The 10,608-nt window shown below is 68.5% G+C and carries 12 protein-coding genes; 8 read left to right on the forward strand and 4 right to left on the reverse strand.

Going from position 1 to position 10,608, the window contains the following annotated elements:
- On the forward strand, positions 1–1,761 hold a 1,761-nt coding region (locus tag B2284_RS09040), incomplete at its 5' end, for an ABC transporter ATP-binding protein (RefSeq protein WP_286697401.1).
- A 9-nt stretch (positions 1,762–1,770) separates the two neighbouring features.
- Here B2284_RS09040 and B2284_RS09045 read toward each other — a convergent pair.
- A complete protein-coding gene (locus tag B2284_RS09045; RefSeq protein ID WP_006946253.1) occupies positions 1,771–3,270 on the reverse strand; it encodes a neutral zinc metallopeptidase in 1,500 nt (499 codons plus the stop codon).
- A gap of 318 nt (positions 3,271–3,588) precedes the next feature.
- Between B2284_RS09045 and B2284_RS09050 the strand changes: the two genes are divergently transcribed.
- Positions 3,589–3,825 (forward strand): hypothetical protein, encoded by a 237-nt coding sequence (locus B2284_RS09050; protein WP_040014825.1) that lies wholly within the window; start codon positions 3,589–3,591, stop codon positions 3,823–3,825.
- Positions 3,826–3,959: 134 nt separating this feature from the next.
- Positions 3,960–4,265, forward strand: a complete 306-nt coding sequence (locus B2284_RS09055) for a hypothetical protein (RefSeq protein WP_286697402.1) — start codon at positions 3,960–3,962, stop codon at positions 4,263–4,265.
- A gap of 130 nt (positions 4,266–4,395) precedes the next feature.
- On the opposite strand, the gene B2284_RS09060 is transcribed toward B2284_RS09055, so the two are convergent.
- Entirely contained in the window at positions 4,396–5,022 is a 627-nt protein-coding gene (locus B2284_RS09060; RefSeq protein ID WP_074041109.1) for a DUF2382 domain-containing protein, read from the reverse strand.
- A 326-nt stretch (positions 5,023–5,348) separates the two neighbouring features.
- Here B2284_RS09060 and B2284_RS09065 point away from each other — a divergent pair, with 326 nt between their 5' ends.
- Positions 5,349–5,816 (forward strand): SRPBCC domain-containing protein, encoded by a 468-nt coding sequence (locus B2284_RS09065; RefSeq protein ID WP_040014869.1) that lies wholly within the window; start codon positions 5,349–5,351, stop codon positions 5,814–5,816.
- A 229-nt stretch (positions 5,817–6,045) separates the two neighbouring features.
- Here B2284_RS09065 and B2284_RS09070 read toward each other — a convergent pair whose 3' ends face one another.
- The gene (locus B2284_RS09070; protein ID WP_006946280.1) at positions 6,046–6,327 is read right to left on the reverse strand and encodes a hypothetical protein; all 282 of its coding nucleotides are present in this window, start codon (positions 6,325–6,327) and stop codon (positions 6,046–6,048) included.
- 152 nt (positions 6,328–6,479) lie between these two features.
- Here B2284_RS09070 and B2284_RS09075 point away from each other — a divergent pair, with 152 nt between their 5' ends.
- Complete coding sequence (locus B2284_RS09075; RefSeq protein WP_006946272.1) at positions 6,480–6,743, forward strand: hypothetical protein; 264 nt, start codon at positions 6,480–6,482, stop codon at positions 6,741–6,743.
- Positions 6,744–7,028: 285 nt separating this feature from the next.
- Positions 7,029–7,868: an SGNH/GDSL hydrolase family protein gene (locus B2284_RS09080; protein ID WP_040014827.1), complete on the forward strand. Its 840-nt coding sequence runs from the start codon at positions 7,029–7,031 to the stop codon at positions 7,866–7,868.
- Between the two features lie 25 nt (positions 7,869–7,893).
- On the opposite strand, the gene B2284_RS09085 is transcribed toward B2284_RS09080, so the two are convergent.
- Positions 7,894–8,496 (reverse strand): TetR/AcrR family transcriptional regulator, encoded by a 603-nt coding sequence (locus tag B2284_RS09085; protein ID WP_040014870.1) that lies wholly within the window; start codon positions 8,494–8,496, stop codon positions 7,894–7,896.
- A gap of 213 nt (positions 8,497–8,709) precedes the next feature.
- On the opposite strand from B2284_RS09085, the gene B2284_RS09090 reads away from it, so the two are divergent.
- Both B2284_RS09090 and B2284_RS09095 read left to right on the forward strand, forming a co-directional pair.
- Positions 8,710–9,723 carry a zinc-binding dehydrogenase gene (locus B2284_RS09090; protein WP_038566900.1) on the forward strand — a complete coding sequence of 338 codons (1,014 nt, stop codon included), beginning with the start codon at positions 8,710–8,712 and terminating at the stop codon, positions 9,721–9,723.
- Positions 9,724–9,795: 72 nt separating this feature from the next.
- A partial coding sequence (locus tag B2284_RS09095; RefSeq protein WP_286697403.1) for an oleate hydratase occupies positions 9,796–10,608 on the forward strand: 813 nt, incomplete at its 3' end.

Raw genomic sequence — 10,608 nt, forward strand, 5'->3', positions numbered from 1 at the left:
CTCATCACGGCGACGTCGCTCGTCATGCCGTTCATCATCTCGGGTGCGACGGACGAGGTGGTCTCCGTCGTCAAGACGGGCGCGAACCCGTCGGGGCACGTCGCGACCATCATGTGGTTCGCGGTGGCCCTGCTCGTGGCCGACCTCGCGAACACGGCGATCAGCAACATCGGCGGGTACATCGGCGACGTGACGGCGGTGCGGCTGCGACGCATCCTGTCGACGCGCTACTTCGAGAAGCTGCTGACGCTGCCGCAGAGCTACTTCGACCGTGAGCTGACGGGCAGGATCATCAACCGCCTCTCGCGGAACATCTCGGAGACGACACAGTTCCTCAACTCGTTCGCGAACAACTTCCTGCCGATGCTGCTGACGACGTTCGCGGTGCTCGTCATCTCCGCCATCTACTCGTGGCCGCTCGCGCTGCTGCTGCTCATCGTCTTCCCCGTCTTCATGTACCTGACGACGCTGACGAGCAAGAAGTGGCAGGTGCTCGAGGGCGAGAAGAACAGCCAGTTCGACATCGCCGGCGGACGTTTTGCCGAGGTCGTCGGGCAGATCCGCGTCGTCAAGAGCTTCGGTCAGGAGCGCCGAGAGCTCACGTCGTTCGACGAGCGGTACGCGAGCACCGTCGCGACGACGCGCGAGCAGTCGCGCTACTGGCACCTCATGGATGGCGCGCGACGCGGCGCCCTCAACGTCATCTTCTTCGGCGTCTACTCGATCATCTTCGTGCAGACCGTCGAGGGGCACTTCTCCATCGGTGACATGGTGCTGCTCATCCAACTCGTCAACATGGCGCGTCAGCCCGTCATGATGATGAGCTACCTCATTGACTCGGGCCAGCGGGCCGTCGCCGGCAGCCGCGACTACTTCCGCGTCCTCGAAGAACGACCAGAGCGGGAGGGCCTCGACCTGCTCGGCGACGCCGACACCGCGCCGGGTGCGACGATCGACGCCGCGCGGGCGCGCGCCGCCGCATGCACCGGGTCCGTCATCGAGTTCGATCACGCCTCGTTCGGCTACGACGCCGACCGGGACGTGCTGAAGGACATCACGCTGGCCGTCGAACGGGGTGAACATGTCGCGTTCGTCGGCGAGTCCGGCGGCGGCAAGACGACGCTCATCAGCCTCCTGCTCGGGCTGTACACGGTGCATGACGGGCACCTGCGCGTCTTCGGCCGTGACACCGCCGAGACGCCGCTCGACGAGCTGCGCAGCGACTTCGGCGTCGTGTTCCAGGACGCGTCGCTGTTCAGCGGCACGATTCGCGAGAACATCGCCTACGGCCACCCCGAGGCCACCGACGAGGAGATCCGGGCCGTGGCCGAACGCGCCAACGCCGACGTGTTCATCCGCCAGTTCCCCGACGGCTACGACACGACGATCGGCGAACGCGGCCTCAAGCTGTCCGGCGGCCAGAAGCAGCGCATCGCCGTGGCGCGAGCGATGCTCAAGGACGCGCCGATCCTCATCCTCGACGAGGCGACGAGCGCGCTCGACACCAAGTCGGAGCGACTCGTGCAGGCCGGCCTCGACGAGCTCATGGAGGGCCGCACGTCCCTCATCATCGCCCACCGCCTGTCGACGATCAGCGCCGTCGACCGCATCGTCACCCTGCGCGACGGACGCATCGACGAGGTCGGCCCGCCCGCTGAGCTCGCCACCTCCGGCGGCATCTACGCCGAGTTGCTCGCCCTGCAGGCGTCGGGGTCGAAGCGCGACAAGAAGCGCCTCAAGGCCTACGACATCGCCGGGTGAGCACCGCCGTCAGGACACCTTGGCGCCGGCGCAGCCCTTCGGCCCGTCGAGCGCACCCTTGCGGTAGGCGCGGATGAGGTCGAAACCGTCGGAGCCACCGACCATGAGCAGTGCCTGGATGGCTTCGTCGAGGTCGCCAGGCGACATCGTGAACGAGCTGGTCTGCGGACGGTTGTGCAGGATGACGTCGGCGGAGTAGGCACCCGCGTAGCAGACGCCGCGATCGGCGGCGTCGTCGCCGAGCGGCTTGCCCGAGCGGCTCAGGGCCGCCTTGCCGTACTGCGCGGCCAGGAGCACGATTGGGCCGAAGTCGCCTGTCTCCCGGTAGATCTCACGCGTGACGTCGTCGTTCCACCCGATCGAGTCGTCGCTCGGGCAGTAGTACGCGACGGCGTCCGTCACCGTCTCGTCGCCGCACGTGGCCGGCTTCCTCGTCGCGAACGGCGTCAGCTTGCCCATCGGCTTCCACTGCTGACCGTTCGTCACCTGGGGGTAGGTGTGCTCCCAGTAGTCGTCGAGGTCGTAGGCGCCGCTCTGCATCGCCGACTCGTACGGCAGGTTCCCGCCGCTCGCAGCGTCCGTGTAGCTCGTGAACGGCAGCTCGGTGACGACGGGCTCCTCGCTCGTGTACGCCTTGCACGCCTTCAGGCCGTCGTCGTAGCCCGTCTGGAAGGAGTTGACGCGGTCGAAGCCGTTGCCGTGCGCCTGTTCGGAGCGCGGGTCCTCACCCACAGGGTCCTTCACCGCGAGGATCGCGGCGGCGGCCTGCGTCGGCGTCTCCGACGAGGCGGCGACGACCTTGTCGTCGATCGCGTGATGGAGCCAGGCGCCGGCGAAGCAGTCGGCCTGCAGCTCCTGCACGACGGGTTTGCCGCGGTAGCCGAAACGGTGCTGCACCGCGTGCCCGAACTCGTGCGCCATGATGACCTGCGGCGCGATGTCGCCGTAGGCGCTGCGCATGTCGGTGAGCAGGCCCGTCGAATCCCAGGCGATCGCCCCGTCCTCGTAGCAGTAGTAGGCATTTCCGGTGACGTCACCGCAGACCGACGGTGAACGGCGTCCCGCCTTGGTGTCGACGGAGTAGTAGGCCTTGATGGGTGTGAACGCCGAGCCGTAGACCGCTGGCAGCTGCCGACCCCAGTAGCGTTCGAGGTCCGCGACGGCGGCCGTCGCGAGCTTCGCGGCGTCGCTGCGCCGGTCGCCTCGCACGACGACCTTCGACACATCGATGGGCTGGCTCGAGGTGGACGCCTGCGATCCGGGGGTGCTCGCGGACGGCGACGACGCGGCGCCGGTGTGTCCCGAGGTGGTGGCCGAGGCGGGCGCCGAGGTGGGCGCCGAGGAGCCACCGGTCGTGGCGCTCGTGCACCCCGTCACGGCAAGCGCGGCCGCGACGGTGACGACCGTGCCCCGCATGATGCGGCCGCGCGCGGCTGCGCTTCGCCGTGACGCCGCGTCGGTGCCCGGCAGATCGGCGCGTTTGGTCGCGCGTCGTGATGTCATCCCCATGGAGCCACCCTCCTGTGTCCGGCGCGCCTCTCGCGCGCGTCGGCAGCCACCCGATGGCCGGCCGATGCGTCGAGGTTAGCGCGGGGCGGAGAGCCTCCGCGACAGGATCGGATGCGCGTGTGGAGGGTGCTCACCAGCGCCGCCTCGCCCCTGAGCGGCCTCAGAGAACACTCTGGACGGCCGGTCAATTTCCTCTGATGACCCCGCCGCACCGTCGTCCCAGGCACCGCGTGGAGCATCCCCGCCGTCACGATCGCCGCGGCGAGCCCGTCCGGCACAGCCTCGAACACCGCACGCAGCCCTGAGAGCAGGGCGACCATGGATCTCGCCTTCGCCGACCTGCCGACGAAGCAGGGCTCGCTGACGGTCAACTTCTACCAGTTGGTCCTGAGCGCCAATGGATTCGAGGGCGAATCCTGGCTCAACCTGCGCAACGACAGCGACGTCCCCCTGCGCTTCGCGGCCGACCACCCCCTGGCGCCGCGCGTCGACGTCGTCGGGCGCACCGGACCCAAGGACACCGAGCGGGCGGGGACCTGGCCGTCCACCTCGTAGCACACCATCACGCGCGGTGGCTTCGACAAGACGACGGGAACCCTCACCTACACCTGGACGTTCGTCGGCACTGTCCCGCTTGTGGCAAGGGCGACAACGAGGCGGACTTCTGATTCCACTGACAGGACGGCTTCATGTTCACCGGCCGCATCACGAACGAGATCCGCATCACCCCGTTGATGACCAACACGCCCCTGCCGCCCACCCTCGAGCCCATCGCCCTCACGTCCGGGCAGGGCGCTGCGTGCCAGAGCTACTACGACGCCAAGGTCGCGGAGTACAACCGATTGGCCCGCACCATTGCCTCATACGCGGACGGTTCTAGGAACAGCGGCAGCTCCGATCGTCATCGCGACCAGAGCGTCGCGCTCGGGCAGACGGTCGCCTCCAGCGTCATCGGCGACTTCCGCCCGGCGGGTGCCGTCGACGGTATCTACTGACGGCTCGGCTCGGCCGGAACGTCAGGAGGGCGGTACCCGATCGGGTACCGCCCTCCTGACGCTGCACTGGGCGCCCACGGAGGCGCTGCTCAGCAGCTTGCCCGGCACGTCATCGCGTGGGGGAAGGTCGTCACGCGCGCGCCGAACCGCCCTCACCACGTGGGTCGCGCACGTCGTCGACCTCGTCGACCTCGACGACCTCGCGCTGCACCGGCTCGGTGACGGTGACGTTCTCCTTCGTCGCCATGATGCCGAGGTGCAGCCGTTCGACGGCGTAGATCCGCGTCGAGAGCACGGGGCGCTCCTCGTGCAGCACGATGACGCCGTCCTCGTCGCGCCGGTCGGCGTCACGCGTGTGCGTGCCCTCTGCGGCTTCGACGTCGTACACCGCACTCTCGGCATGCGTGTGCTCGCCCAGCGCCGAACCGCCGTCGAGGTTCTCGATGCGCGGCTGCCACGTCGAGGCGGGGACGTCGACGGCTTCCTCGCTGCCGTCGTCGTACACGCGCACGACATCGACGACCTCGCGGCGCACGGGGACGGTGATCGTCACCTCTTCGACGACGACACGCTTGCGCACCTCGACGCGCCCGGCCTCGGCGCGCTCGACACCCGCGACGAGACGCTCCTCGTGCAGGACGACGCCCGCTTCGTCGGCGCCCACGCCATCGCGACGCATTCCGGCAGCCTGTTGACGCGTGTCCTGCTCGTAGGCCTCGGCGTCGAAGGGACGCTCGTCAGGGCGGTTCTTCGGCATCTGCAGACTCCTTCGTGGGGTGAGCGCGGCACCCCGCTGCGCCCGTGATCGGTTGGGGGCCATGGCGGCCCCGTTCGACGATCACGCTACCCGAGCGCCCGTCACGGCGCGATGCTCTCTCGGGGTGAGCCAGGCGCTCACCGGGAGGGCGCGGCTGCCGTCCAGGTGCACGCGCCACGTGCGTGATTCGACAACGGCGCCCGGTGGCCCTCAGCCTGCCGCCGCCCCTTCGCCGCGAGCGCGCCCGCCCACACACGTCGCCCGCATCGACGCCGAAACGCCCTGAACGCCTTGCGAAGACGCGCGCCGTGAGCCAAGGTGAAGACATGACTGACGAGAAAAAGATCATCGTGACCCGCACCATCGAGGCCCCGGCGCAGGACATCTTCAACGTCCTCACCAACCCGGCCGAGCACGTCAAGCTCGACGGCTCGGGCTTCATCCGCAGCGTCGACCACGGAGACCGCATCCAGAAGGTCGGCCAGGTGTTCACCATGAACATGGTCGGTGAGCACATGGGGGGCGAATACCAGACCGACAACCACGTCACCGGGTACGCCGATGACAAGCTCGTCGCGTGGCAGACGGCGCCCGCCGGCACCGAGCCCAAGGGCTGGGAGTGGATGTACGAGCTCGAGGCCCACGGCCCGAAGGAGACCGCCGTAACCCTGACGTACGACTGGAGCAAGGTCACCGACAAGGAACTGCTCAAGAAGGTGCACTTCCCCCTCGTCGAGAAGCACGCCCTCGAGGAGTCGCTCGCGAAGCTCGAAGAGCGCGCCACGTCGAACTGACGCCGTTCATCGGTGAGGCCCCATTCCCGCGCGGGAATGGGGCCTCACCGATGCTGGGAGCAACTAGTCCGATGTGCCGGTCGACGGCGGCAACGCGTCGGTGAGGTCGCGCAGTCGCCACCCGGCGCGTCTCTTGGCCCGTCAGCACGCCCGACGGCGTTTAGCTCAACGCGTCAGCACGACCGGCGGCGCGACGTGCGTCGCGTCAGCTCTTCCGACGCCGCGTCGCTCAGCGCGTCGGCAGCTGCGCGGGGTTGGGGTCGAGCCAGCCGTCATGCTCCTTGGCGAGCGCGTCGAAACGCTCGGTGAGGGCCTGCGCGACGGCCGAGGCAGGATCGTCGACGGTGTCCTGCTTGACGTAGACGCCCCACTCGTGATCCTCGTCGTCCTCCTCACCCGCCAGCGCCTCACGCACGACGCGCACGTCGGTGAAGTCACCCGATTCGAGCAGGTCGTCCGCGATCTCCTCGGCGACATCACGCTCGGGAAACAACATGAGGTACTCGGTCATGGGCACTACTGTGCCAAGGAAACCTGGGGATTGTCATCGTCGCCGCGCCCACGCGAGGCGGTAGATTGGCGACTCGAGTGGGGCGGCTCGAGTCAGACGACTCCAGTCGAGCGGCTCGAGTCAAGCGCGTGGATCGAATGTGAGGAATCGTCATGGTGTGGGCCCTCGTCGTCGCCGTCGTCCTGCTCCTGCTCATCGGGTGGAGCAACCTGACGCTGCAGAAGCAGGTGCGTCACCTGCAGGAGGAGATCACCGATCTGCGTGCGGGCCAGGATCTGTCCGAGCGCGTCAGCTACCTCGTGCACAAGGGTCGCGAGATCGAGGCCATCGCCATGTATCGCAGCGCGACGGGCCTCGGCCTGCTCGAGAGCAAGAACGCCGTCGAGGTCATCGCCAAGAACAACCCCCAGCTCTGACGTGCCGCTGGCGCCCCTGCCGCCGGCGTCAGAGCGCGTCAAGCCTCGTCAGGTCACTCTTCTCGTGGCCCGCTCCTCACCTGCGATCTACGTCCACGTGCGCGATTCTTGGTCATATCGACGAATGTGGACGGGAATCGCAGATGGGACAGGAAGCGCAGATGGTCACGGCGTCTCGTCGATAGCTGCTCGTCCACCTGAGTTCACCCAGGCTTCATGCCCCGGATCACCCACGGCCAGCCGGACGCCGACATCGGGCCACGCGAACGACCTACCGTCAGCCCGATGAAGGGACGTTACGTAGCGGTCGGAGACTCGTTCACCGAGGGCGTCGGTGACGCGAACCTCATGTACCCCAACGGCGTGCGCGGGTGGGCCGATCGTATGGCCCGCCAGATGGGGCGCGTGGACGCGACGTGGGAGTACGCGAACTTCGCCATCCGCAGCAAGCGTCTCGACGAGATCGTCGACGAGCAGTTCGACGCCGCCCTCGCGCTCGAACCGACGCTCATCTCGTTCTACGCCGGCGGCAACGACATCCTCGCCGTCCGCTCCGACATGCCCGCCATCATGGAGCGTTACGAGGCCGCGCTGCAGCGCCTCGTCGGATCGGGCGCGGAGGTGCTGCTGTTCACGACGTTCGACGTGAAGATCTCGACGGCGCTCGAGCCGCTGCGGCGGCGCATCGTCTTCTACAACGACGCCGTGCGCGAACTGGCCCGCCAGTACGGCTGCCTGCTCGTCGATCACACCCAGTTTCGAGAGTTCGACGACCCGCGCATGTGGGCGTTCGACCGCATCCACATGAGCCGGCTCGGGCACAAGCACCTCGCCGCCTACGTGCTCGCCGAACTCGGCATCCCCCACACGCTCAAACTGCCGGAGCTGCCTCCGTTCGAGGCGCCGCACTGGCGCGAGAGCATCCGCACCGAGAGCCGATGGCTCGCCACCGAGGTGATCCCCCTCTTCCGGCGCCGCATCAACGGCGTCCGTGAGGGCGATACGCTTCCCCCGAAGTGGCCCGAACCGATCCGCCCCGCGGACGGCATGAAGCGACTGGCCCGTGCGCGCGCGGGCGACGCCGTCGAGGTCAGGGCACGCGCAGGTGAACGCCACGCCGGCTGAGCGCCCGCGTCACGCTCACGAGCGATCAGACGCCCGCGCCGCGCACCGCGACGTCAACGAGATCTCCGAGGCGGCGCGCCACGGATTCGACCTCGGCGCGTCCGGTACGCGTGCGGTTCAGCTCGAGCACCCCACCGGAGACGATGAGGCCCGCGGCGACGACGCTGCGCTCCGCGTCACCCCCCGCTGCGACGAGCAGCCCCGCGATGGCGTCCTCGAGACCGGCGACCAGCGCGACGACCTTCTCGCGATACGGCCCGGGCGCACCGAACAGCACCTCCCGTCCGACGACCATCGCGTTCTCGGGGTAGTCACGGGCCTGCTGCGCGAACGGTTCGAGCAGACGCAGGACGTGCTCGCGCACCCCACCGTCACCGGCGTCGTCGGGCAGGTGATCGTCGACGAGATCACGCCACTCGTGTTCGACGACCATCATGAGCAGTTCCGCCTTCGTCGGGGCGTACTGGAACACGGTGCCGGCGGCGACGTTGGCGCGCTTGGCCACCTCGGCCGTCGTCATGCGCTCGTACCCCACCTCACCGAGCAGGCTCTCGGCAGCCGCGAGGATGCGGGCCTGCTTGTCAGCCTTGTTGCGCGCGCGACGACCCTGCTGGTCCGAGCCGCTCACGACGGGACGTCGGCAGGTCACGACCGTGGCGTCAGGCGTACCCGGCGTGGGGGCCGGCCTCGTCGGGGCCGTCGAACCGGCCGACGGTGCCGCGGAGGCGGCCGTGGCGCTGAGGGGAAGCGACATGGATCGAAACATTACCCGGGCCGAAAGGCCCTGGTGGCGCCGCAAAAAATGAGTACAGTCAAAAATATCGGAAACGAAGGAGACACCATGGACACCATGAAGGCCGCACGCCTCGACGTCACGCACCACACCCTGAACGTCGAGGAGGTACCCGTCCCGACGCCAGGGCCGGGCCAAGCCGTCATCGAGGTGAAGGCGGCGGGCGTCTGCCTGTCGGACGTGCACCTGCTCGAAGGGCTCATCGCGCCGCAGTTCCTCGACAGCGAGAAGGTGACGCTCGGTCACGAGGTCGCGGGCGTCGTCACCGCCCTCGGTGACGGCGTGCCGACACTGCCCGGCATCGAGGTGGGCAGCCGCGTCCTGCTGCAGGCCGGCCACCGCCTCCCGAACGGCCGCATCCTGACGCGCGGCGTCGACTACGACGGCGGGTACGCCGAATACGCCCTCGCGCAGGCCGAGACGCTCGTCCCGATCCCCGACGACCTCCCGTTCGAGCAGGCCGCCATCATCCCCGACGCCGTCTCGACGCCGTGGGCAGCCATCCAGACGAGCGGGCGCGTGCGCGCCGGCGAGGCCGTCGGCGTCTGGGGCCTCGGCGGGCTGGGCATTCACGCCGTGCAGTTGCTGCGTCTCATCGGCGCCTCCCCCATCGTCGCGATCGACCCGCTCGAGGCCGCGCGCGAACGGGCGCTCGCCGTCGGCGCCGACGTGGCGTGCGCCCCTGAAGACGCGGAGGACGCCATCCGCCAGCTCTCGCCCCGCGGTCTCGACGTCGCGTTCGACTTCGCGGGCGTGGCCCCCGTGCGGGCCCAGGCGATGGCCTCCCTCGCGCCGCAGGGACGTCTCGTCATCGTCGGCCTCGCCGGGCGGCCCATCGAGATTCCGTCCGACACCGCATTCGCCTACAAGCAGCTGACGCTGCGCGGCCACTACGGCAGCGAGGGAACGGACGTCCACCAGCTCGTCGCGTTGACCCGCACGAAGCGGCTCGACCTGTCGGCGTCGATCAGCGGGGTCTTCCCGCTCGAGGAAGCGCCCGAAGTGCTCGAGCGGCTCGCGCGCAAGGACGGCAACCCGATCCGTTTCATCCTGCATCCCTGACGGCGCACGCAGCCGTCCCCTCACCCATCGTCCCGCGCGATGATCTCGCGCACCCGACCTCGAGGAGGTCCCATGTACTACAGCAGTGGAAACTACGAAGCCTTCGCCCGTCCCCGCCCGCCGAAGGACGCCGCGAGCAAGCACGCCTGGATCGTCGGCAGCGGCCTCGCGGGCCTCGCGGCGGCCGTCTTCATGATCCGTGACGCCGCCGTCCCCGGCGAGAACATCACGATCCTCGAGAAGGGCTCCCTCGCCGGTGGCGCCCTCGACGGGATCGAGGAGCCCGAGAAGGGGTTCGTCATCCGCGGTGGACGCGAGATGGAGAACCACTTCGAGTGCCTGTGGGATTGCTTCCGCACGATCCCCAGCCTCGAGGTCGAGGGCGCGTCCGTGCTCGACGAGTTCTACTGGCTCAACAAGGACGACCCGAACTACTCGCTGCAGCGCGCCACCGTCGAACGCGGCCAGGACGCGCACACCGACGGGTTGTTCACGCTGAACAAGAAGGCGCAGAAGGATCTCGTCAAGGTGTTCCTCGCGACGCGCGAGGAGATGGAGAACAAGCGCATCGACGAGGTGTTCGGCCGCGACTTCCTCGACAGCAACTTCTGGCTCTACTGGCGCACGATGTTCGCGTTCGAGGAATGGCACAGCGCACTCGAGATGAAGCTGTACCTGCACCGCTTCATCCACCACATCGGCGGACTTCCGGACTTCTCGGCGCTCAAGTTCACCAAGTACAACCAGTACGAGTCGCTCGTGCTGCCGATGACGAAGTGGCTGAGCGAGCAGGGCGTGCGTTTCCAGTACGACACGGAGGTGACGGACGTCGAGTTCGACCTGACGGCGTCGGCCAAGCGCGCGACCCGCATCGAGTGGACCCGC

Source organism: Dermacoccus sp. UBA1591 (assembly GCF_002322065.1).
In the GTDB taxonomy this organism is placed as follows: Bacteria; Actinomycetota; Actinomycetes; order Actinomycetales; family Dermatophilaceae; genus Dermacoccus; species Dermacoccus nishinomiyaensis.

Excerpts from the sequence above, each read along its gene's own strand:
- B2284_RS09045 (WP_006946253.1), bottom strand. The coding sequence starts at position 3,270 with ATGGGGATGACATCACGACGCGCGACCAAACGCGCCGATCTGCCGGGC.
- B2284_RS09050 (WP_040014825.1), top strand. The coding sequence starts at position 3,589 with ATGGATCTCGCCTTCGCCGACCTGCCGACGAAGCAGGGCTCGCTGACG.
- B2284_RS09055 (WP_286697402.1), top strand. The coding sequence starts at position 3,960 with ATGTTCACCGGCCGCATCACGAACGAGATCCGCATCACCCCGTTGATG.
- B2284_RS09060 (WP_074041109.1), bottom strand. The coding sequence starts at position 5,022 with ATGCCGAAGAACCGCCCTGACGAGCGTCCCTTCGACGCCGAGGCCTAC.
- B2284_RS09065 (WP_040014869.1), top strand. The coding sequence starts at position 5,349 with ATGACTGACGAGAAAAAGATCATCGTGACCCGCACCATCGAGGCCCCG.
- B2284_RS09070 (WP_006946280.1), bottom strand. The coding sequence starts at position 6,327 with ATGACCGAGTACCTCATGTTGTTTCCCGAGCGTGATGTCGCCGAGGAG.
- B2284_RS09075 (WP_006946272.1), top strand. The coding sequence starts at position 6,480 with ATGGTGTGGGCCCTCGTCGTCGCCGTCGTCCTGCTCCTGCTCATCGGG.
- B2284_RS09080 (WP_040014827.1), top strand. The coding sequence starts at position 7,029 with ATGAAGGGACGTTACGTAGCGGTCGGAGACTCGTTCACCGAGGGCGTC.
- B2284_RS09090 (WP_038566900.1), top strand. The coding sequence starts at position 8,710 with ATGGACACCATGAAGGCCGCACGCCTCGACGTCACGCACCACACCCTG.